Raw genomic sequence first — 23093 nt, 5'->3', positions numbered from 1 at the left:
CAGGCACGACACGTTGCCGATCTGCGGCAGGCGCCGAGGTCGGAAGCGGGAGGCCGGGAGACCCACCCATGTCCGCGGGAGGGGCCGACCGGCGCCCGGTTCCGGCATGGAGGGGTCTGCGCCGGAGTCCGGAACCGCGGGCGGCGGAACCGGACTCCACGGGTCGGGCCTGTTCCGGGGGGAACAAACACGGGTCCCAGCCCGGGTCGGCTTCCGAGCCGGGCTGGGGACCGTAACGGGGGATATATGGCCGCGCCGGTCCCGGTTTCTGACCGGGCACCGGCGCGGCCTTCGATTTTTTGTACGCCGTCATTAGCAAACAACAGGGAGAAGACGGGCGGATGCGGGTCAAGGAATTTCGGGCGTTCGGCACGAGCATGCTCACGTTGGTGGGCGCGCTGAACGTCGCGCAGGGACTGCTGGTGGCTTTCGCCGGCGACAAGGTCGGCTTCGACCGCAACGATGTGGCGTTCACCAGCGCCGGCACCTGGGCCGCGGCCACGGTGACGCTCGGCCTGGCGCTCGTCGCGGCCGGCTTCGCGCTGCGCGCCCGTCGCCCCAGCGCGAAGGCGGTGGCCGCGAGCGTCGTGGCGCTGCACGCGATCTCACAGCTGGCGATGCTGCGCGCCTACCCGGCGTGGTCGCTGCTGATGGTCACGCTCGACGTGATCATGCTCTTCATCATGACGGTGCCGCGCGGCAGCGTCGTCGCCGAGGAACCCGCGGCGCCCGCCAAACCCGCGCGCCCGGCCCCCGTGGCCAAGCTGATCCTGCGGCGCAACAGCCGCTCGAACGCGTACCACGGACGCCACAAGGCCGGCCGCCCGCCCGTGCGGCACAGCGTCTCCCGCGACGACATCATCACCATCGACCTGCTGCCGCCGGAGATCGTCGAGGCCCACCAGGAGGACACGGTCATCGTCACCGCCTCCGTCGGCAAGCCGGTGATCTCGTCCGTCGTCGAGGAGACCATCGAGGCCGAGCTCGTGGGCGACACCCCGACGCAGGTCTGGGTGCGCGCCGTGGGCCAGGCCGCCGTCCCCGTCGACGGCCAGACCGTCCCCGTCCAGCGCGCCTCACTGGAGTCGTTCGACCCGCTGATCGACCCCCTCCCGGTAGTCCTCGCCGGCGAGGCCGCCATCGCCGCCGAGTCCGTCGACGACCGCACCGAGGACCACGGCGAGCCCATGCCAGAGCTGGCCGCCATCGGCGCAAGGCCCTACGTCAACCGCTGACCCGTCACCCCGCCAGAAGCGGCGGCGGTCCCCCCCAAACCGGGGAGACCGCCGCCGCTTCACTTTTGGGCCCCCAGCTAAGAGCCGCTGCGGTCTTGAGGGGGTGTGGGTGGAGCGAAGCTCCCCCACCGCTTTTCAGGACATCCAACGGTAAACCCCGCTGCCAATCGGTCCATCCGCCCCAGACCGCAAAGACCAGAAGGACAAGACCCAAAGAACAAGACCCAAAGGACAAAGGCCATCAACCGGCGAACCCTGAGAACCAAAGAGCGCGGCCCCCAAATCAGGGGCCGCGCTCCTCCGAGCCAGGCGGGCTTTACAGCAGGTTGAGTTCACGTGCGCGCTCGATCACCTCCCGCCGCCGCCCCACGCCGAGCTTGCGGTAGATGTTCTTCATGTGCGTCTTCACCGTGTTGACCGAGACGTACAGCATCGACGCGATCTCCCCCGCCGACAGCGTCCCCTGCAGGTACCGCAGCACCGCCAGCTCCCGCTCGGTCAGCGGCTCGGCCAGCTCCCCCGCCGCCGCCGGCGCGCGGCCGAAGGCGTTGAGCTCCTGGGCGATGTCCTCGGCCAGGCCGCGATAGCCGCTTCCGGCCGGCAGGTACGTCACCAGCAACTCGCGCACCGGCTGGCCACCCGCCACGAAGGGCCAGCGGATCGACTCGTCGTCGGCGTGGCGCAGGGCCTGCTCCAGGGCCCGTCCGGCCTTTGAGCGGTCCCCCAGCGCGCGCAGGGCGCGGGCGCTGGTGAGGTTCGCGTCGACCGTCCACACCAGGGAGCCGGTGGTGGCCTCCAGGTACGGCTGCACCGCACCCAGCGCCGCCGCCGGTCTGCGCTCGGCCAGGTGGGCCTTGGCGCGCACCACACCCAACCAGGGCGCGAGCATCTCGACCGGCTCCAGGGTCAGCAGCCGCTTGGCCGCCTCGGTGTCGCCCGCGGCGAGGCGCAGCTCGGCCTCGGCGAGGGTCACGCAGTGCTGCATGCGCGGCGTGTACCGCCAGTCGGCCAGCTGCCGGCGGATCGCGGCCAGCTCCGTGCACGCGGCGCGCGCGTCGCCCGCCGCGGCCCGGATGTGGGCCCGGGTCATGGTCGCCGTGGCCACCAGGGCCGGGTCGGCCAGGCCGCCGCCGTCGAGCGCGCGGTCCAGGTAGTGCTCGGCCGCCGGGACGCGGGCCTGCAGGTAGCAGACCTCGGCCACGGTGAGCTGGGCCCACACCACGTCGCTGCCCTGGGTCTGGCCCTCGCGGTCGGCCAGGGCCAGCGTCTCCTTGCCGTAGCGCATCGCCGCGGTGAGCCGCCCCCGGGCCGCGTTGAGCTGCGCGAGCTGGCGCAGGGCGGCGAGCTGGGACTGCACGCCTCCGCACCGGCGGGCCAGGTTCAGCGACTCCTGCAGCGCGAGCTCCGCGGCGTTCAGGTCGCCCTGAATGAGCCGCGCACCCCCGACCGCCACCAGGGCCAGCGCTCGCATCCGGGCGGCGTCCTGGTCGTCGAGGCCGGTGTCCTCGCGGAGGAGGAGCGGCGCTGTCGCCAGTACCAGATCAGGCTTCTGGCTCTGATGAGCCTCGGCCATCCGAAAGCTGTCCACGATCGGGCGCAGCTCGGCGCGGGCCGAATCCATGAGCGTGTGCTGGCTGCGGTCGACCAGGTGCAGGAACGTCTCCGTGCCCTGCGGGTCGCTCGCGTCCAGCCGCTCGGCCGCGAAGGCCAGGGCCAGCTTCGGATCGTTGCGGATCTCCTGCGGCGGCGGCGGCACCAGCTCCTTGATCGTGCGCATCCGGGCCCCCGGCACCAGCTCCTGCCAGCTCGCGGCGAGCAGGTCCGAGGCCTGGCTCCAGTTGCGCGCGGCCAGGGCGTGGCGCAGGGCGTCGGCCGGCTGGTCGTGCGCGGCGAACCAGTCGGCCGCGCGGCGGTGCAGCTGGCGCACCTGCTCGGGCCGGCGGTGGCGCAGCTCGTCGTACAGCATCAGCCCGAACAGCGGGTGACAGCGGTACATGCCGGCGTTGCCGCTGCCCTGCACCACGAACAGGTTCGAGTGCTCCAGCTGGGCCAGGATGCGCGCGCCGTCCACCCGGCCGGTGAGCGCCTCCACGAGCTCGGCGCTGACCTGGTCGAGCACCGACGTGCACAGCACGACCTCGCGGACGTCCTCCGGCAGCGTGTCGAAGACCTCGCCCACGAGGTACTCCCCCAGCGCCCGATCCTGCAGCGCGAACCGCGGTACCAGACTGTCCGGCTCCGGATGCCCCTGCACGGCGAGCGCGGCCAGTCGCAGTCCGGCCGCCCACCCCTTCATCACCGCGTGCAGCTCGACGAGGGCCGACTCGGCCAGCCGCACGCCGTGCGCGGCCAGCATCTGCGCGGTCTCGTCGAGGGTGAAGCCGAGCGGTCCGGTGCGCAGTTCGCTCAACGCACCGCGGATTCGGAATCGGTACAGCGTGAGCGCCGGATCGGTCCGGCACGCGATCACGAGACGCAGGCGGTCACCCGCCTGGGAAAGCAGCGTCTCCAGCTCACCCCACACGCGGGGCACCGACAGCTCCTGCAGGTCGTCCAGGACCAGCACCACGGGTGGTCCGGCCCGCCGCAGCAGGGTGATGAGGGCCTCCAGGGCCTCACCCCGGCCGTCCGCGGCGTTCTCGCCGGACGGCTCCTCACCGGTCGCCTGGGTGACCGCGTCGAGGACGTGCTCCCAAAAGCGTGGGCCGTGGTGGGCCTCGACGGTCAACCACGCCAGCGGCCAGGGTGCTCGCCCGGCCGCCACCCACTCGGCCAGCAGGGTGGTCTTGCCCCACCCCGCCGGTGCTGAGATCAATGTCAAAGGCCCCGCCACGGCGCGATCCAGTGCGTCGAGCAGACGCGGTCGCGGCACGTGATAGCGGGGCGGCTCGGGCACTGCGAAGTGCAGTGCGGGACGGGTGATGGTGTCTACGAGCGTTTTCTGCCCCAACGTATTTCGCCCCCTCCCACCCACCGCAGCACGGCGGATGACCACGGGATTGTGAGGCGACAAAAGGTGATGTCGCCTCACCCGTAGGGGGTGAACAAAATACGATCCGTGATCACCCTGGCCTTTTACGCCTGCCGGCGAACGCACCTGAAGCCGACGTGACAGCTACCGTTGTCGATCGGTTCGGGCTGGCGGGCGGCCGGTCGGAAGCGGTGGTCGTACCCCGTTGAGCAGAGGTAGGAGCCGCCTTTCACCACCCGGCTGGAGAAGACAGTAGCGCCGGGCGGCGAGTCCACGCGCGGGTTCTGGGTGATCTCACCCTCGACCTCGCCGAAGCGCGCGTTGCCCGAGCGGTAGTAGTCCGAGGTCCACTCCCACACGTTGCCGACCACGTCGAACAGGCCGTAGGCGTTGGCCGCGAACGCGCCGACCGGGCTGGTGCCGTGGCCGTCGTCGCTGCGGTCGAGCCACGGGAAAATACCCTGCCAGATGTTGGCCCGGCCGAGCTCGGGCTCGTCACCCCAGGGGTACGGCGACCCGTCCAGCCCGCCGCGCGCGGCGAACTCCCACTCGGCCTCGGTGGGCAGGTCCTTGCCGGCCCAGTGCGCGTACGCGGCGGCATCCTCGTAGGCGATGTGCACCACCGGGTGAGCCGAGCGCTTGCGAATGTCCGACTCCGGGCCGAAGGGGTGCCGCCAGGACGCGCCCGGCCGCAGCTCCCACCAGACCCGCCAGTCGCGCAGCGGCACCGGGCCCGGCGGCTGCACGAACACCATCGAGCCGGGCGGACCCTGCTCGCCGTCCCGCTCGGCGAGCGTCTCGTAGCCGGTCTCCTGCACGAACAGGGCGTATTCCGCGTTGGTCACCGGGTGCGAGTCGATCCAGAAGCCATCGACCGTGACCTTGCGCACGGGCGCCTCTTCCGGATAAAAGCCCTCGGCACCCATGGCGAAGGTGCCACCGGGGATCCAGGCCATCTCCACGAGCGCATTGTGCGAACGGCCACGGGTGACTGGTCCTCACCCACCCCGGGTGAGGCCCGGCGGAGGCCATACCCGCTGACGGGTTCACACGCGGGGGGTGATGCCCCCTCCCCCGTCGGGGCCGAACGATCAGGCCAAAAGCACCGTTCACCGCATGTGCGAGGGAGGGAGGTCGCCACACGAGTTTCGCCGGATCCGGCCGCGGCGCCTCCTCTCTTGTCCGCCGCGGCCCATCCCGCGAAGCCGCCGCGCCTCCCACTTCCCTCTCGGGAGGAAGACAGAGGTCATGGCTGATACCGGTATCCGCCGGAGCAGTGCCTGGTCCGGCTGGATCACGTTCGCCGCCGTACTGCTCACCGTGCTCGGCGCGCTGAACATCCTGGAAGGGCTCGTCGCCCTGCTGCAGGACCAGGTCACCTTCATCGACGGCGACAGTCTGGTCGTCGTGGACCTGACCGGCCTGGGCGTGGTGATGATCGTCTTCGGCGCGCTGCTCCTGCTGTGCGGCATCGGGCTGTTCACGCGCAACCGCGTCGCCCGGGTCACGGCGATCATCATCGTCGCGCTGCACGCGCTGACCCAGATCGGCTGGCTGGGCGCGTACCCGGTCTGGTCGCTGCTCATGATCACCCTGGACGTGATCGTGCTGTTCGCGCTGACGGTCCACTGGGCGCCCCGCGAGCTCGAGCCGTCCCCACCGGTCGGCGGCGCCCACCGCGCCGACCACCAGCAGCAGCGCGACCCCGCCTTCCCGATGAACCAACCGCGCCCGACACCGGCCCATCTGACGGACGAGCAGCAGGCGCGCACCGAGACGCCGCACACGGCCCCCACCTCCGGCCCCGGCCCCAGTCCCCGCCCGTAACACCCCGAGAAACGGCAGGGCCCGGCGACAACGACGTCGCCGGGCCCTTCCGCATTCAGTGGTGGTGGTGATCGAGACGGTCGTGCGCGTGCGGCAGTTCAGGATCCGGGTGTACCGTCGCCGCGGCCAATTTGGGCACCGCATGCAGCAGCCGGTGCTCAGCCTCGACCGCGATCTGGTGGGCCCGCGCCAGCGACAGGTCCCCCGCGACGACCAGGTCGGTTTCGGCGTGCAGGCGGTGGCCGATCCAGCGCATCCGCAGCGCCGCGACCCGGATGACGCCCGGCGTGCCGGCCAGCGCCTCCTCCGCGTGGTCCATCAGGTGCGGGTCGACCGCGTCCATCAGCCGGCGGTACACCTCCCGGGCGGCGTCCCGCAGCACGAAGAGGATCGCCAGCGTGATGAGCAGCCCGACGGCCGGGTCGGCCCACCGCCAGCCGATCGCCACGCCGCCCGCCCCGACCAGCACCGCCAGCGAGGTGAAGCCGTCGGTGCGGGCGTGCAGGCCGTCGGCGACGAGGGCGGCCGAGCCGATGCGGCGGCCGACGCGGATCCGGTACCGCGCGACGAGCTCGTTCCCCGCGAAGCCGATCAGGCCCGCGGCGGCCACGAACGCCAGCCGCGACACGTCCTGCGGGTGCAGCAGCCGGTCGACCGCGGCCCACGCGGCCAGGGCGGCCGACGCGGCGATGGTCAGCACGATGGCGATGCCGGCGAGGTCCTCGGCGCGGCCGTAGCCGTAGGTGTACCGCCGGTTCGCGGGTCGCCGGCCGGCCAGGAAGGCGATGCCGAGCGGTACCGCCGTCAGCGCGTCGGCCACGTTGTGCAGGGTGTCGCCGAGCAGGGCGACGGAGCCGGACCAGACCGCCACGACCGCCTGCAGCGCGGCGGTGACCCCCAGGCCGAGCAGCGAGAACCACAGGGCCCGCAGGCCGGCCGCGGAGCCCGCCAGGGCCGGGTCGACCTTGTGGGCGGCGTCGTGCGAGTGCGGCGTGAGCAGGTGCCGGAGGCGATGCGCCAGCGAGGACGACATGCCTCTCACCTTGGCAGAAAAGCGGACAGAAAAAAGGACGGCGCGGGCCTGGGAGCGCGCCGTCCTTGGTTCCTGGGTGACTCAGCCGCAACAGACTTGCGATGGGTGGGCGGCCTCCTCCGGATCAGCCGCCCACCCATCGGCTCCCGCCGCCCTCGCTGAAGGCCGGCCGGTGCTCAGGACGCGGGCCGTGTTCACCGCTGACTCCTGGACCATTGAGTACCCCCTGCTCAATGGTTTTCACCGCCCGGCCCAGCTGGGTCCGTCACGCCGGGGACCACCGACGGCGTGACGCCCGCGGCTGGCGGGACCGGACGGACCACAGTGGACGGTGCAGCAGTCACCGTTCCTGGGCCATCCGTCGTTTGCCTTGTCACGTAACGAATCCTGGCTTTCCGCCGGATGATCCGTCTTCACCCGGGCTGGGTGATCCACCTGCCCGACGGCCATCACGCCGACGAGAGGTTGGCCATCTCCTTCTCGGCCGTCTCCACGTCGGCCAGGAGCTTGTTGTGCTCGGCGATGAGCGAGTCGAGCAGCCGCCTGGTCACCTCGACCGTGTCGGTGCCGACCGAGCGCGTGGTGGCCAGGAGGTTCTCGGCCGCCTCGCGCTGGCGCTGACGGCGGGCGTCCCACTGGGCCCGCCGGTTGGCCTCCACTCGGGCCTCCTCGGCCCGCCGCTCGCTCAGCGCCGTCTGGAAGTCGCGCATGACGTCCTCGGTGTGCTGGCGGGCGTCGGCGATCATCGCCTCGCCGGCCGCCCGGGCCGTGTCGAGATCCTGCTGGGCCTGGGCGCGCAGGGCGCCGGCCTCCTCCTCGGCCAGCTCGATGATCCGCTGGATCCGGCTGCCGACCATCTTCGACGACTCGTCGGCGCAGCGGCACTGCTCGAGCTCCGCCCCGAGCCGCTCCACCCGGCCGCCGAGCTGCTGCTCGCGGTACCGTGCGGCGGCCAGCTCGGTCTCGGCGGTGGTCAGCCGCATCTGCAAGGTGGCGATGTACCGGTCGACCTGAGCGCGGTGATAGCCCCGCAGACTCAGCTCGAAGCCATTCGCGGGGCTCAGCTCGATCTCGCCCACAACCGCGCTCATGCTCGCTCGTCCTCCCCCTGGTGTGTGCCCGGTCAGGTCTTCAGTGCCGGCACCGAGAGCACGGGCGGCAGCGCTCAACGCTCTCCAGCACCGTGGTGAGCGCGCGTCATCCTTTTCGGGTGAGCCTTCGGCGGCCCGCGCGGCGGTGCAATGGTGTCGATGGAACCGTTGGCACGTAAGGGAAATCGCTTGCCCGGAGACGGGTGGACCACCCGAGCCGGGTGAGGCGCCGCAGCGTGCGGCGATGGTTTGCTCGTCACGATTGGCCCGGATGAAAGACGAGTGGAAAAACCGCGAGCCATCCGCGTCGAATCAGGGCCGGGAAAGCGATTTCGGGGGGCACGGGTGTCACAAGCGTTGGTACAGCAGGAACGCCGCATGGCGGCACCGTCGGCGGCGGTGCCGGACCTACCGCCGGGGTACGTGCTGCGGGAGCGGGTCGTCGCGCAACTGGACGCGGCGGTGCGCGCGCCGCTGACGCTGGTGACGGCGCCGGCCGGCTGGGGCAAGACGGCGGCGCTGGTCGCGTGGGCGCGCACGGTGCGCATCGGCGAGGGTGGCGAACTGCCGGTGGTGCGCTGGGTCACCTCGCACGCCGAGCGGGGCGCGGACGTGCCCGGGCAGCTGCTCGGCGCGCTGTCGGAGCACCCGGACGCGCACGGCGGCAAGGCCGACGGCGACCTGCTGCGCGTGGTGGACGCGCTGCAGCGGCCGCACGTGGTGGTGGTCGACGACGTGCGTGAGATCAGCGACCCGGACGCGCTGGCCGAGCTGGAGGCGCTGGTCCGGCACGGGATGGGCCGGCTGCGGCTGGTGCTGTCCTGCCGCCGCGACCCGTCGCTGCCGCTGTACCGCTGGCGCGTCGACGGCTCACTCACCGAGATGCGCACGAGCGACCTCTCGCTCACCATCGCCGAGACGGCCGAGCTGCTCGCGGCCCACGACGTGGTGCTGCCGAGCGCGACGCTGTACTCGCTGCACTCGATCACCGAGGGCTGGCCGGCCGGTGTGCGCCTCGCCGCGATGGCGATGCGCGGGCACCCGGAGCCGGAGCGCGTCCTCGACGACGGCGGCGCGTTCAGCAGCGCGGTCGGCGACTTCCTGGCCGGCGAGGTGATCGACCCGCTGCCGGCCGAGACCCGGCGCCTGCTGCTGGAGACGGCGATCGCCCCGCGGCTCAACGCCGGGCTGGTCGAGGCGATCACCGGCCGCGACGACGGCGCCCGCATGCTCGCCGAGCTCAAGGGCTCCAACGCCTTCCTGACTCGAAACGCGGGACCCGGCGGCTGGTACCGCTTCCACCCGCTCTTCGCCCGCACGCTGCACGCCGAACTGCTGCGCCGCAGCCCGGAGCGGGTCGCGGACCTGCACCGGCGGGCGGCCGCCTGGCACGGCACCTACGGCATCCCGGCCGAGGCGCTGCGCCACGCGCTGCTGGCCGAGGACTGGACCGGCGCCGTCGAGACGCTCGAACGGTCCTGGCCGGACATCGTGGGCGGGGTGCGGTACGACCGCCCGCACGAGGCCGCCCCGCACGCCCCGGCGGCCGAGGAGTCGATGGACCCCAAGCTGCCGCTGGCGTTCGCGGCCGAGCGGCTGCGCGTGGGCGACCTGGAGGGCACCCGGGACTTCCTGCGCCGCTCCGGCGAGGACCGCACCACGCCGATGTTCCGCGCGTTCGCCGCGGCCGAGGCGTGGCTGGGCGGCGACCCGCGCCGGATGCTCGCCGAGGTGTCCGAAATATCGGCAAATAACGATGAAACTCGCGCTTTGACACTCCTCGATGAGGGCGAGGCCCGGCTGCGCCTCGGCGAGCTGGGCGCGGCCGGTGCTCCGCTGCACGGCGCCCTGGTGCTGGCCCAGCGCTCGGGCCTGGCCCAGGCCCAGGTGTGCGCGGCCGCGCAGCTCGCGGTGCTCGAGTCGATGCGCGGCCGGCTGCGGGCGAGCGCCCGGCTCGGCCGCCAGGCGCTGGTCACCGCCGACCGCTTCGGCATCACCGACGCCACCGACCTGGGCTGGGTGCGAATGGCCCTGGCCGGCGTCTACGGCGAGTGGGACCGCATCGCGGAGGCCGACCGCCTGCTGGACGAGGCCCTCGACCTGGCCGCCGGCGACCCGGACCTGCTGGTCTCGATCGCGACGGTGCGCGCGAAGCTGCGGCACGGCTCCGGCCGGCTCGCCCCGGCCCTCGAAGTGCTGCACACCGCCCGCCGTGAGCTGGGCGGGGCGGCGCTGGCCCCGGCGGTCGAGCGGGCCCTGGCCCTGACCGAGGCCGAGCTGCGCATCGGCGGCGGCGACCTCGGCGCGGCCCGGCGGCTCGTGGCCACCGGCGGCGACCCGGACGTGTTCCAGGGCTGGGCGGCGTGCGTGGACGCGTCGGCGGCGCTGATCGAGGGCAAGGCGGCGGCCGCGGCGACGACCGCGGCGCAGTACGCCACCCCGTCCGTCGACACCGCGCTGACCTGGACCGTGCAGGCGGCCATCCTCACCAGCCTGGCCGGGCGCACGCTCGGCGACCGCAACCGCGTGCTGCGCGGGCTGGAAGTGGCGCTGGACATCGCCGAGGAGGAGAGCTTCCGGCGGCCGTTCCTGGTGGGCGGGCACCCGGTGCGCGACCTGCTGGCCAACTTCGCGCCGCTGCTGCCGGTGTACCACCCGCTCGCCGCCGAACTCGCCGCCGGCTCCTCGCCGCTGGCCGGAGGATCGCGCGGGGGCGGCGACGCCAACCTGGTCGAGCCGCTGACCGAGCGGGAGCTCACGGTGCTGCGCTACCTGCAGGGCACCATGTCGAACCTGGAGATCGCCTCCACCCTGTACGTCTCGGTCAACACCGTGAAGACGCACGTCAAGAACATCTACCGCAAGCTGCACGCCGGCCGCCGGCGCGAGGCCGTCGAGCGCGCGCGGGAACTCCGGCTCTTGTGAGAGGTGGTCCGGTCCGGGTCGTCGAGCCGATGCCGGAGCCGGTGCTGATCCTGCGCTCGGGCTCGCGGCCGGCCCGGGTCGCCGGGACTGCGACCGCCGCCACCCATCGCTGCTTGTGGGGCGCGTTGGCGGCGGCGGTCGCCTGGCCGGTCCTGTCTGCCTGCGGGGTCGGCCACGCGCAGGCCGCGGCGGTCGCGGTCGGCCTGCTGACCGTCCTGCCGTGGCTCGGGCCGGTGCTGGGCGTGCTGCTGACGGCGGTGCTGGCCGCGCTGGTGCCGCAGCCGTACGCCCCGCTGCTCGGCCTGGCCGCCGCCGCCCTCGTCACGCTGGCCGCCGCGCCCGCGCAGCACCTGCCCGGGTGGCTCGGCCCGCTGTCGATCCCGGCCGCCTCGGCCGCGGCGGTGTTCGGCGGCATCGCCCAGGGCGTGCTCGGCGCCCTGGCCGCGCTCGTGGTGGCGAGCATCGCGGCGCGGGTGCGCCAGACCCGGCGCCGGCGGGCCGCGCGGTGATCGACTACCTGCGCGGGTTCCGCGTCGGGGTGCTGCGGCGGGGCGGGAACGCGGTCGAGCGCAGCCTCGCCGCGATCGGGGACGAGGCGGGGTCTCGTCGGAGCACAGGCGGTACAACCGCGGGCCCTTTTTGGCCTGTCGACAAGTGGATCCACGCGCTTTATGCGCTCGCCCTCACCGCGGCCGCCGCGGTGGCGCTCGCCATTCACTGGCTGAACCCGCCGGCGGCGCTGCGCGGGGCCTTCGCGCTCGTCGCGGGCACGGTGTTCCTGCTGGCCGGCTACACCGCGGTGCGCGCGCCGACGCTGCGGGGGCGGGCGATGCGGCAGTACCTGACCGACCCGCGCGACCGCACCGAGTTCGAGGCGGCCGCGGCCAACGCCGACCGCATCCGGCTGACCTGGCCCGCACTGGAGCGGCTGGCGTCGCCGGCCGACCCGACGCGGACCCTGGAACGCGCCCTGTGGGACCTGGCCCAGGCCCTGGCCGAGCGCGGCGAGCTGCGCGCGGCCGACCGCGACCTGCGCGCCTCGGTCGGCGACCCGATCGGCGCGGGCAGCCTGTTCAGCGCGGTCACCGACCGGCAGGCCGAGATCGCCCAGCGGCTCGTCGCGGTCGACGCCGAGGTGCGCCGCCGGGCCGGGCAGCTGCGCCGGCTGGCCGGGCTGTGCCAGGACTTCCTGGACCACCGGGCGGCCCAGAGCCGGGCCCGGATCCGGGTGACGGCGGCCGAGGCGCTGCTGGGCTCGCTGCGCACGCGGCCCGAGCCGGAGCTGGTCGAGCGGACGGAGGTGGTGCTCGCCGCATACCGGGAGCTGGCCGACGAATACGAGTAATCGGGTGCTCGGCTACCCTTCGCGGGTGCGCCAAAGGCTGATGATCGCTGCCGGGTCCGTTGTTGTGGCCATCGGGCTCTTCTTCGCGTACCTGCGGATGGCCAGGGCGTTCCCGATCAACGGCGACGGCGCGAGCAACGCGCTGCAGGCCTGGGACATGTTCCACGGCAACCCGCTGCTGACCGGCTGGGCCCTCTCCGACGTGTCGTTCTACCCGACGGAGCTGGTGCAGTACGGCATCGTGCAGTGGTTCACCGGGGTCACCGCCGACCAGGTGCACGTGACCGCGGCCATCACCTACACGATGATCGTCTTCCTGGCCGCCGCCCTGGCCAAGGGGCGCGCCACCGGCCGCGAGGCCTGGCTGCGGATCGCCGTCGCGGTCGCCGTCCTGCTGCTGCCCGTGCCCGGCACCGGGTACCAGACGCTGCTCTCCTCCCCCAACCACACCGGCTCCGCGGTACCGCTGCTGCTGGCCTGGCTCGTGCTCGATCGCATCAAGCACCGCGTGTGGACCCCGGTGCTGGTGGCGCTGCTGCTGGGCTGGGGCGCGATGGGCGACCCGCTCGTCACGTTCGTGGCCGCGGTGCCGCTGGCGGTGGTCTGCGCGTATCGCGCGCTGCGCTCCGGCTCAGGTGAGCGTCTCTACGAGCTTTCCCTGGTCGGCGCGGCCGTCGTCTCGGTGCTCATCTCCCGCGGCTTCCGCCACCTGCTGACCGCGCTCGGCGCGTTCGAGTCGCCGCACCCGCCGATCGAGCTGGCCCCGCTGGCCGACTGGCCGCACCGCGCGTGGATGACCGCGCGGATGGTCGGGGTCATCTTCGGCACCCACCGCCCCGGCTGGCATCCAGCGGCCTTCGAGATCCTGCTCTCCCTGCTCCACCTCATCGGGTTCGTGGTGGCCCTCGTCGCCTTCTTCGTCACGTTGGTACGGGCGGTGCGCGGCACCGCCAACCGCGTGGACTCGGTGATGATCGCGGCCATCACGTGCAACCTCGGCGCGGAGATCGTCTCCACCATCTCCGTCGACCTGATGGCCGCCCGCGAGATCGCGCCGGTCCTGCCGATGGCGGCCGCGCTCGCCGCCCGCTACGCCGGACCCTGGCTTGCCGGGGAGCGCTCGCGCCGGGTCGACATCGGTCGCGGCGTGCTCGCCGGCGTGCTGGCCGTCTTCGCGCTCACCGTGGTGATCTACTCCCCGCCGCGGGCCGAGCCGTCGGAGGCCCAGGAGGCGGCCGACTTTCTGCGCGCGCGGGGGCAGACCTACGGTCTGGGCGCGTACTGGGCCTCGAACAACATCACGGTGACCACGGAGAACAAGGTCGTAGTGGCCCCGGTGGTCGGCGCCGACGACCGGCTGATCCCGTTCTGCTGGCAGTCCAAGACCTCGATGTACGACGCCGGCGCGCACGACGCCCGCTTCGTCGTGTTCGAGAAGGACCGCCCGTTCTACGGCACCCCCGAGCAGGCCGAAAAGATGTGGGGCGCCCCGATCGAGCGACATGACGTCGGGAAGTACGCCATCCTGCTGTACAACGTCAATCTCTTGAACGGTTTTCCGCCCCACTGCGGTTAGCGTCGCGCCTATACGATCGCTGCCGTGCGGAAGTTCGTCGTCTGGGGTGACAACGCGCTCGCGCGCCGGTTGGTCGGCGAGCTGATCAATACGTACTCGGCCCAGGTGACGGTCATCGTGCCCGATCTGGCCGGCGGGCAGGCACCCGAGATCGCCGAGATCTGCGCGGACGACGACCCGGAGACCCGGCCGGTGATGATCGCGGCGCGGAAGGTGACCCGGGCCGTGTTCGAGGCGGCCGACCTGACCGACGCCGACGCGATCGCGTTCGTCGACACCGACGACGTGGGCAACGTCGACGCGGCCCTGATCGCCCGCGAGGTCGACCCGACGGTCCGGGTCGTGCTGCGGATGTTCAACACCCGCCTCGGGGCCGGCATCTCCGCGCGGCTCTCCAACTGCGCGGTGCTGTCGGCCTCGGAGATCGCCGCGCCGGCCTTCGTGGCCGCGGCCCTCGGCGACAGCAACCCGACCACCATCCGGCTCTCCGACGGCCAGCAACTGATGGCCCTCGATCGCAGCATGGCCAATCCCAACGACATCCGCTGCGGCCTGGCCGACACCGCCCGCGGCGAGAGCCTGCCCGCCGACGATACAACCGCGGATTTTGTACTGGCCAGTGTCTACGGCCGGCGCGACGTCGAACCCCGCCACCGGCGCCGTCGCCACCCGATGCGCCTGTCCCGGCTGCTCATCGGCGGCGGCCTGCGGCGGATTCTGGTCGCGATCGTGGGCGTGCTGGCGCTGGGTACCGTCGCGGTGGCCGCCGTGCGGCACGTGGGCGTGTGGAAGGCGCTGTACCTCGCGGTGCTCACCGCGCTCGGCGGGGCCAACCCGCAGGAGAACTCCACCGTCCTGTCCCAGGTGGTCGACGTGGCGCTGGTCGTCGTCGGGGTGGCCGTCATCCCGGCGATCACCGCCGCCGTCGTCGGCATCGTGGTCAAGGCCCGGCTGGCCATCGCGGCCGGCGGCCTGACCGAGCCGATCTCCGGCCACGTGATCGTGGTCGGCCTGGGCAACATCGGCACCCGGGTGCTGACCGAGCTCAACGACCTCGGCATCGACGTGGTCGCCGTGGACCGCGAGGAGCGCGCCCGCGGCGTCCAGGTCGGGCGCGACCTCGGGCTGCCGGTCATCATCGGCGACGCCACCAACCCGGACACGCTCACCGCCGCGTCCGTGGCCACCGCCCGCTGCCTGGTCGTGGTCACCACGGCCGACATCACCAACCTCGAGGCCGCCCTGCTCGGCCGGGACCTGGCCGGCCGGGCCGACCCCGACCGCAAGCTGCGGGTCGTGCTGCGGCTCTTCGAGGAGGAGTTCGCCCAGCGCATCAAGACCGCGTTCGACATCAATCTCTCCCGCAGCGTCTCGTACCTCGCCGCGCCCGCCTTCGCCGCCTCCATGGTCGGCAGCGAGGTGATCGACACCATCCCCGTCGGCCGCCGGGTGCTGCTGGTCGCCGAGGTCCCGGTCGGGGCCGGCTCGCGGCTGGAGGGCCAGTACTTCCGCGGCCTCAGCGAGCCGGGCCTGCTCCGCCTGGTCGCCGTGCAGACCGGCCGGGCCGGGCTCGGCGTCGGCGTGCAGACCTTCTGGGCCCCGGAGCAAAACCGCTGGCGCACCCTGGACCGCACCCACACGATGGTCGTCGTCGCGACCCGGGCCGGCCTGGTCGCGCTGCTCGAACGCGCGGCCGGCGTCGAGAACCCGCCGCCCTTCAACCCACCGTCCGCCCCACCCCTGCTCACGCCCCAGCCCCGCTAGTCCCTTCCACTCCCACGGGGGAACCATGTACCTCAGAGGCCTGCTGGCCGCCGTGACGGCCGGGACCGCGCTCGTCGCGCTCCCGGCCCACGCCGCATCCGCCGCTCCCACCACCCCGCACCCGATCGTCTTCCTGGGCAACGACCTCTACGAGGGCCTGCTCATCGGCGAGCGCGACACCGGCAACTACCTGACCGAGATCGACGGCCTGAACCACCCGCGCGCGGTCACGGCCGCCCCGAACGGCGCCGTCTACGTCGCCAACCACGGCGGCACGACGGTCACCGTGCTCGACGCCGGGGGCGGCCTGACCGGCACCGTGAGCGGGCTGAACAAGCCGTACGCGCTCGCCGTCGCCCCGGACGGCCGGAAGGTGTTCGTGGCCGACGACGGCGACACCGTCCTGGCCGCCGTGGACACCGCCACCCGCCAGGTCACCGCCCGGCTCACGCTGCCCGCCAAGGCCCGCGCGCTGGCCGTCAGCCCGGACGGCACCCGGATCTACGCGCCGCTCACCGACACCGACCAGCTGGCGGTGGTCGACGCGGCCGCCCTGACCCAGACCGCCCTCGTCACGGTCGGCGACGAACCGTCCGCGGTCGCGGTGGCCCCCGACGGCCGCCGCGCCTACGTGCCCAACCGGGCCGGCAACACCGTCTCGGTCGTCGACACCGCGACGAACACGGTCACCGCGACGGTGCCGGTCGGCACCCATCCGGCGGGCGCGGCGGTCACGCCGGACGGCCGTACCGTCTACGTCGCCAACAACGGCTCCAAGTCGGTCGCGCTCATCGACACCGCGACCGCCGCCCTCCGCCGCTTCATCACCGTCGGCGACGCCCCGTCCGGGGTCTCGATCACGCCGGACGGCAAGCTGGCCCAGATCACCTCGGACCTGGAGCGGCTCGACGTCGTCGACACGGCGACCGGCGCGGTCAGCACCTACGGGATGGCCTACCCGGTGACGAGCCTGGCCTACGCCGCGGCGGTCCCGCCCGCGCCGACGGCCTCCCTGAACGTCACCGGCGTCACCTACCAGGATCTGGCCATCACGGCCGCCGGGTACACCTCGCGACCGGGCTGGGAGTCGCCGCTGACGTTCGTCTTCGACTTCGGCGACGGCACCGCCCCGGTGACCGACACCGTCGGGACCGTGCAGCACACCTACGCCCGCACCGGGAACTACACCGTCACGCTGACCGTCACCGACAAGTTCGGGCAGAGCGCGACGACGACCAGGACGGCCTCCGTCCACCGGCTGCTGGCCCGCGAGATGCTCATGACCGGGGGCAACAACAAGTACGTCGTGGTCGACGCCCTGAACGTGCAGGGCACCGGCACCGACGGCGGCCCGGCGTTCGACGTGCTCGAGATCGACGCCACCACCATCGCCCTGCGGTCCGGCAGCTTCTACGTCACCGTGCTCGCCGACGGCACGCTGCTCGCGAACGTGACCCAGCTGACCCCGTCCTCCTACTTCCGCCAGACCGCCAACGCCGACGGCTCGTTCAGCCTCACCTCGCTGGCGACCGGCAAGTACGTGTCGAGCAACTTCGGCGGCCGCCCGCTCAGCGCCGACCGCACCACGATCGGCCCGTGGGAGAAGTTCCACCGCGTGGAGTGGTTCAACGCCGGCAACTCCCTGCGCGCCAACGCGAACAACCGCTACGTGACGGCCGACAACGGCGGCAACTCCCCGCTCATCGCCAACCGCACCCAGCTCGGCGCCTGGGAACGCTTCGACATCGTCGACGCCGGCGACGGGTACGTGGCCCTCTACTCCCACGCCAACCACCGCTTCGTCACGGCCGACAACGGCGGCAACTCCCCGCTGATCGCCAACCGCACCGACATCGGCCCCTGGGAGAAGTTCACCATGACCGCCAACCCAACCGGCGGCGTGACGTTCCGCGCCCTGGCCAACGGCAACTACGTAACGGCCGACAACGGCGGCAACGCACCCCTCATCGCCAACCGCACCACCGTCGGCAGCTGGGAGACCTTCTACAACGCCCAGTGAGTGGCACGTTTCCGGGATTTCTTTGATCCGCCGCTTCCCTAACGTGGTCGTCAACAGGGACAACAACTCCAGGGGGCTTCATACAATGAGCGACTTCGACGCGGGTTACGACGGCGGCAGTGACGTCGACTACGGCCACTTCTCGGCGGGTCAGGAGCATGAGGGGCTGGACCAGCTGCATCAGGCGAGTGGTTCGGAGTATGACGCGCAGTCGCAGTTCGGGGTGTTCGAGAACGACCACCACGCGGCGGAGTCGACGGATTTTTCGACGGGTCAGCACGTGGAGTACGACGCGCCGGGTGCGGTGCATTACGAGTCGACGGATTTCACGAACTACAGCCATGACGCGTCGGAGGATGACCACGTGTTCGCGGCCGAGGGTAGCGAGTCGTCGCATGGGGCGGAGTTCTCGGAGCTGGACGCGTTGTCGCAGCGGTTCGATGGGGCGTTCGCGGAGGGGACTCAGTTCCACGCGGGTGAGGGGCAGTTCGGGGTCGCGGCGAACTGACGGTATTTGCGGTGAAACGGCCGGCCGTCCCAGTTTCTGGGGCGGCCGGCCGTTTCCGCGTTCAGGGCCGGCGGAGACAAATCGCTGACCAGTTGCTCCAGGAGTTCTCGCTTCCGAGCCGGATCGACATCGTGGTGCCGCGGCTGCTCGAGATCGACGACCTCGACATCGGCATCATCGACACCCGGGGCATCGACCAGCCGTCCGCGCGCGCCGACCTCGAGGCGCTGCTCGAGGACCCGCACACGGTTTCGGTGCTGTGTTCCGGGTTCAATGACGCGCCGTCGCAGGCGATCCAGCATCTGCTGCGCCGCGCGCGGGACATCCACAACACGCAGATCGACACCACCGTCGGCCTGCTCGTGCTGGCCCGTCCGGACGAGGCACTCGCGGTCAAGGACGAGACGGGTCAGCGTGTCGACAGCGCCGAGGACGGCGACGACGTCAAGGGCGAGCAGGTCCGCCCGGCAGCGGCTCGAGCAGCAGCTGGGCGGCTTCCTGGAGCGGGAGTGGCGGGTGCTCATCGAGCGGGTGGAGGCGATCTTCGAGCGCGCCTGAGGTCAGACCGCCGTCAGGATGATGGGGCCGTTGTCGGTGATGGCGATGGTGTGCTCCCAGTGCGCGGCCCGGGAGCCGTCCACTGTGGAGACTGTCCAGCCGTCGGGCAGGAGGCGGTGGCGGTTCGAGCCGCTCTCCACCACCATCGGTTCGATGGCCAGGGCCATGCCTGCGCGCAGGGGGAGGCCGCGGCCGGGGCGGCCCTCGTTCGGGACGTGTGGGTCCTCGTGCATGGCGGTGCCGACGCCGTGGCCGCCGTACCCGGTGGGCTGGCCATAACCCGCCGCGCGGCAGACCGACTGGACGGCGTAGGAGATGTCGCCAAGGCGGTTGCCGGGTAGGGCGGCGGCGATGCCGGCGGCGAGGGCCTGTTTGCCGACGTCCGAGAGGCGCTGGGCGGGCTCGTCGATGGTGCCGATGCCGACGGTGAGTGCCGAGTCGCCGTGGTAGCCGTCGATGTGGGCGCCGAAGTCGATGGAGAGCAGGTCGCCGTCGGCGAGGGGGCGGGTGTCGGGGATGCCGTGGACGATCGCGTCGTTCACCGACAGGCAGAGCACGGCCGGATAAGGAATCGGCGCGAACGACGGGTGGTAGTGCAGGAACGAGGACTTGGCGCCCTTCTCGACGAGCAGCTGGCGGGCCAGGTCGTCGAGGTCCTGGAGGGTGACGCCCGGGGCCGCGGCCGCGCGTACGGCCTGCAGGATCTGGGCGACCACGCGGCCGGCCTCGCGCATCGTGGCGAGTTCCGCCGCACTCTTCACCAACGCCATGCCGAATATTGTAATACCAGGATTATCATCGTCGGCATGGTGCGCAACCCGCTGACCGATGACGAGCGGCACCGGGGGCTGGTGCTGGGCAGGCTGCTGCAGCAGGCGCGCGGGGCGCGCAGTGCGGCGGCGGTGGCGTTCGAGGCCGGCATCTCGCTCGACACGCTGCGCAAGATCGAGCGCGGGGCGATCGCGACGCCCGCGTTCTTCACGGTCGCGGCGCTCGCGCGGGTGCTCGGGCTCGACCTGACCGCGCTCGGCGAGGCGCTGGCGGAGGAGCGGCCGCGAACGAGCAGCCGCGTCGCGTAACCGCGCACCGCCGTGGCCCTGTGGGAGCGCGAGGAGGCGCTGGCCGAGCTCGACGACCTGCACCGGCGAGGCGGGCGGATCGCGCTCGTCGCGGGTGAGGCCGGGATCGGCAAGTCCAGCCTGGTGCGCGCGTTCGCCGGCACGCGGCGCGAGCCGGTGTGGACCGGCCTGTGCGACCCGCTCGTCACGCCGCGGCCGCTCGGGCCGTGGCACGACATCGCGCGACAGGTCGGCGGCGCGCTGCGGGAAGCCCTGGTCAACCAGCTGCCGGCGCTGCCCGCACTGCTCGACGCGACCGAGCGGCCCGGGGCGCGGCCGGTGCTCGTGATCGAGGACCTGCACTGGGCCGACGCGGCCACCCTCGACCTGCTCGTCTCGCTCGCGCGGCGGATCGAACGCGTCCGCGCGCTGCTCGTGCTGACGTACCGCGACGACGAGGCCCCCGATCACCCGCTGCACGCGGCGCTGGCGGCGTTTCCGCGCGACGTCGTGCGGCGGGTGTCGCTACCGCGCCTCTCCGAAGCCTGCGTCGCCGCGCACGCGGGGCGGGACTGGGCGGCGATCTACGCGCTCACCGGCGGCAACCCCCTGCTCGTCACGGAGGCGCTGGCGGGGAGGCAGGCTGGAGCGGTACAACATCTGATTTTGGCGCGTTTGGCGAACCTGCCGAAAAACGCGCGCGACCTGGCCGAACTCGCCGCCGTCCTGCAGCGGCTCGACGTGCGGGGCGAGGGATCGGAAGCGACGCTCGTGGATCGGTGCGTGGCGGCGGGCGTGCTCGTCGCGGCCGAGGGCGGGGTCGGGTTTCGGCACGAACTGCTGCGCCGCGCCGTCGAGGACGCCCTACCACCGGGGCGACGTCGCGCACTGCACCTGCGCGCGGTCCGGCGGCTCGCGGCCCGGCCCGGCGTCGATCCGGCCCGCCTCGCGCACCATGCCAGGCTTTCCCAAAGCCCGAAACTGCGGCTCCGGTACTCCCTGATCGCCGCCGAATCCGCCGCCCGCCAAGGCGCCCATCGCGAGGCCGCGGCGCACTACCGGGACCTGGTGGACCTCGGCGCCGGCGCGGACATCCTGGAGGCGTACGCGTTCCAGGCCTACCTCGCCGGCCTGGCCGACGAAGCCCTAGACGCGCGGGAGCGCGCGGCCGCCCTGCGCCGAGCCGCCGGCGACTGGGAACGCGCGGGCGCGAACGAGCGCTGGATGTCGCGCGTAGCGTGGTGGAGCGGCGACACGGCCCTGGCCCGCCGCGCGGTCGCGGCGGCGGTGGAGACACTGAGCGCGGGGCCGCCGGGCCGCGAGCTCGCGATGGCGTACAGCACCCGCGCCCAGCTCCACATGCTCGCCTACGAGTACGAGGCGGCCATCGAATGGGGGACCCGCGCGGCGGAGCTGGCCGAGCGGCTGGGCGACCGCGAGACCGAACTGCACGCCGCGGTCAACGTGGCGACCGCCCGCCTCGGTCGCGAGGAAACGACCCCCGAACCCGGCCCCGGCCACGACGACGCGACGACCGCGCACGCACGCGACGACGCCACGCCGGCGCGCGGACGCGTGGACGACGACGCGACGGCCGCGCGCGGACGCGGCCACGACGACGCGACGACCGCGCACGCACGCGACGACGCCACGCCGGCGCGCGGACGCGTGGACGACGACGCGACGGCCGCGCGCGGACGCGGCCACGACGACGCGACGACCGCGCACGCACGCGACGACGCCACGCCGGCGCGCGGACGCGTGGACGACGACACGACGGCCGCGCGCGGACGCGGCCACGACGACGCGACGACCGCGCACGCACGCGACGACGCCACGCCGGCGCGCGGACGCGTGGACGACGACACGACGGGCGGGCGCGGACGCGGCCACGACGACGCGACGACCATGCACGCACGCGACGACGCCACGCCGGCGCGCGGACGCGTGGACGACGACACGACGGGCGGGCGCGGACGCGGCTACGACGACGCGACGACCATGCACGCACGCGACGACGCCACGCCGGCGCGCGGACGCGTGGACGACGACACGACGGCCGCGCGCGGACGCGGGCACGACGACGCGACGGCCGGGCGCGGGCGCGGGCGCGACGATGCGGCGGTGGTGCGCGGGGACGCTGCGGATGAGCTGGTGCGTGTGCATGAGCGCGCGGCCGCTGCCGGGTACGTCGATCACGCTGCTCGGGCTCTGGTCAATCGGGCGGCCATGGATCTGTGGCTTGGTGATGACGTCGCGGCGACGTTGGGGGCGATTGAGGCTGCCTTCGCGTACGTGGATCGGCACGAGTTGGACGGGTATCGCCAGTATCTGCTGGGCGTCCGGGCGGCTGTGCGGGTTGAGGCCGGGGATTGGGACGGCGCGCTCGCGGATGCGGACGAGTCGCTTTCGTATCCGAGTCGGGGTGGGGTGGGGCCGCTGCCGGCGTACGTTGCGCGGGGGCGGGTGCAATCGGGCCGGGGCGATCCGGAGGCTGAGGAGACGCTGGATCGCGCGCTCGCGGTGGCGCTGGCGACTGAGGAACTGCAGCGTATCGGGCCGGTGGCGATTGCGCGGTCGGAGCATTTTCTGTTCGGCGGCGATCCCACCCGTGCGCGCGCGGAGGCGGGGCGGGGGCTTGGGCTGGCGGTGGGGGTTGGGCACAGGAAGTACAAACGGGAGCTGGCTTTTCGGCTTTGGCGTGCGGGCGGTGAACCGTCCCTTGTGGATGGTGCTTTCGGGGCGCTGATGGGCGGGGACTGGCGGGTGGCGGCGGACGCGTGGGGGCGTGGTGGGCGGCGGCTGACGCGGGTGCATGCGCTCGTGCTCGGGGACGCGGCGTCGGCTGGGGAGGCGCTGGCTGAGCTGGACTTACTCGGGGCTCGGCGCGCGGCCGCGTGGGTGCGGGCGGATCTGCGCCGGCGCGGGGTTGTGGGCGTGCCGCGGGGGCCGCGTCCCGCTACCGCCGCGAACGCTGCCGGGCTGACCGGGCGGCAGGTGGAGGTGCTGCGGCTGCTGGCCGACGGGCGGTCCAACGCCGAGATCGCGGCCGCGCTGACGCTGTCCGAGAAGACCGTGCAGCACCACGTGTCGGCGATCCTGGGCAAGCTGGCCGCGACGTCGCGCACCCAGGCGGCCGCGACCGCACGGCGGCTCGGGCTCGTTTGACGCCGCGACGTCGC

17 protein-coding genes are annotated in these 23093 nt (G+C 72.9%); 11 read left to right on the top strand and 6 right to left on the bottom strand.

Annotated features, from left to right (window positions below):
• The first annotated feature begins 341 nt into the window (after positions 1-341).
• Entirely contained in the window at positions 342-1235 is an 894-nt protein-coding gene (locus ACQP00_RS04065; RefSeq protein WP_433214499.1) for a DUF7144 family membrane protein, read from the top strand.
• 316 nt (positions 1236-1551) lie between these two features.
• On the opposite strand, the gene ACQP00_RS04060 is transcribed toward ACQP00_RS04065, so the two are convergent.
• A complete protein-coding gene (locus tag ACQP00_RS04060; RefSeq protein ID WP_433214496.1) occupies positions 1552-4050 on the bottom strand; it encodes a LuxR C-terminal-related transcriptional regulator in 2499 nt (832 codons plus the stop codon).
• A 260-nt stretch (positions 4051-4310) separates the two neighbouring features.
• On the bottom strand, positions 4311-5162 hold the full coding sequence (locus ACQP00_RS04055; RefSeq protein ID WP_433223676.1) for a formylglycine-generating enzyme family protein: 852 nt from the start codon (positions 5160-5162) through the stop codon (positions 4311-4313).
• A gap of 292 nt (positions 5163-5454) precedes the next feature.
• On the opposite strand from ACQP00_RS04055, the gene ACQP00_RS04050 reads away from it, so the two are divergent.
• Positions 5455-6033 (top strand): DUF7144 family membrane protein, encoded by a 579-nt coding sequence (locus ACQP00_RS04050; protein ID WP_433214493.1) that lies wholly within the window; start codon positions 5455-5457, stop codon positions 6031-6033.
• A gap of 55 nt (positions 6034-6088) precedes the next feature.
• On the opposite strand, the gene ACQP00_RS04045 is transcribed toward ACQP00_RS04050, so the two are convergent.
• The gene (locus ACQP00_RS04045) at positions 6089-7066 is read right to left on the bottom strand and encodes a cation diffusion facilitator family transporter (protein ID WP_433214490.1); all 978 of its coding nucleotides are present in this window, start codon (positions 7064-7066) and stop codon (positions 6089-6091) included.
• A gap of 449 nt (positions 7067-7515) precedes the next feature.
• Positions 7516-8157, bottom strand: coding sequence for a hypothetical protein (locus ACQP00_RS04040; RefSeq protein ID WP_433214487.1), 642 nt, complete (start codon positions 8155-8157; stop codon positions 7516-7518).
• Between the two features lie 378 nt (positions 8158-8535).
• Here ACQP00_RS04040 and ACQP00_RS04035 point away from each other — a divergent pair, with 378 nt between their 5' ends.
• The 7 genes from ACQP00_RS04035 to ACQP00_RS04005 all read left to right on the top strand — a co-directional run bounded on the left by ACQP00_RS04035 (position 8536) and on the right by ACQP00_RS04005 (position 18295).
• Positions 8536-11082 (top strand): LuxR C-terminal-related transcriptional regulator, encoded by a 2547-nt coding sequence (locus tag ACQP00_RS04035; RefSeq protein ID WP_433214484.1) that lies wholly within the window; start codon positions 8536-8538, stop codon positions 11080-11082.
• A gap of 29 nt (positions 11083-11111) precedes the next feature.
• Positions 11112-11591: a hypothetical protein gene (locus ACQP00_RS04030; RefSeq protein WP_433214481.1), complete on the top strand. Its 480-nt coding sequence runs from the start codon at positions 11112-11114 to the stop codon at positions 11589-11591.
• Entirely contained in the window at positions 11588-12427 is an 840-nt protein-coding gene (locus tag ACQP00_RS04025; protein ID WP_433214478.1) for a hypothetical protein, read from the top strand. Before ACQP00_RS04030 ends, ACQP00_RS04025 begins: the two co-directional genes overlap by 4 nt.
• 25 nt (positions 12428-12452) lie before the next feature.
• Positions 12453-14003, top strand: coding sequence for a hypothetical protein (locus ACQP00_RS04020; protein WP_433214475.1), 1551 nt, complete (start codon positions 12453-12455; stop codon positions 14001-14003).
• Positions 14004-14027: 24 nt separating this feature from the next.
• Positions 14028-15767, top strand: a complete 1740-nt coding sequence (locus ACQP00_RS04015) for a potassium channel family protein (RefSeq protein ID WP_433214472.1) — start codon at positions 14028-14030, stop codon at positions 15765-15767.
• Positions 15768-15792: 25 nt separating this feature from the next.
• Complete coding sequence (locus ACQP00_RS04010) at positions 15793-17787, top strand: PKD domain-containing protein (protein ID WP_433214469.1); 1995 nt, start codon at positions 15793-15795, stop codon at positions 17785-17787.
• An 85-nt stretch (positions 17788-17872) separates the two neighbouring features.
• Positions 17873-18295, top strand: a complete 423-nt coding sequence (locus tag ACQP00_RS04005) for a hypothetical protein (RefSeq protein ID WP_433214466.1) — start codon at positions 17873-17875, stop codon at positions 18293-18295.
• Here ACQP00_RS04005 and ACQP00_RS04000 read toward each other — a convergent pair.
• Positions 18250-18819: a hypothetical protein gene (locus ACQP00_RS04000; protein ID WP_433214463.1), complete on the bottom strand. Its 570-nt coding sequence runs from the start codon at positions 18817-18819 to the stop codon at positions 18250-18252. The two genes, ACQP00_RS04005 and ACQP00_RS04000, sit on opposite strands and share 46 nt — an antisense overlap.
• A gap of 36 nt (positions 18820-18855) precedes the next feature.
• Positions 18856-19623 carry a type I methionyl aminopeptidase gene (map, locus tag ACQP00_RS03995; RefSeq protein WP_433214460.1) on the bottom strand — a complete coding sequence of 256 codons (768 nt, stop codon included), beginning with the start codon at positions 19621-19623 and terminating at the stop codon, positions 18856-18858.
• 36 nt (positions 19624-19659) lie between these two features.
• Here map and ACQP00_RS03990 point away from each other — a divergent pair, with 36 nt between their 5' ends.
• Entirely contained in the window at positions 19660-19932 is a 273-nt protein-coding gene (locus ACQP00_RS03990; RefSeq protein ID WP_433214457.1) for a helix-turn-helix domain-containing protein, read from the top strand.
• Positions 19933-19944: 12 nt separating this feature from the next.
• Positions 19945-23079 (top strand): helix-turn-helix transcriptional regulator, encoded by a 3135-nt coding sequence (locus ACQP00_RS03985; RefSeq protein ID WP_433214454.1) that lies wholly within the window; start codon positions 19945-19947, stop codon positions 23077-23079.
• Positions 23080-23093 lie beyond the last annotated feature (14 nt).

The sequence above is a fragment of the Dactylosporangium sp. CS-047395 genome (genome assembly GCF_050942185.1).
Taxonomy (GTDB): Bacteria; Actinomycetota; Actinomycetes; order Mycobacteriales; family Micromonosporaceae; genus Dactylosporangium.
The sequence above is the reverse complement of the archived record's forward strand: the minus strand, read 5'-3'. Positions and strand labels throughout refer to the sequence as shown.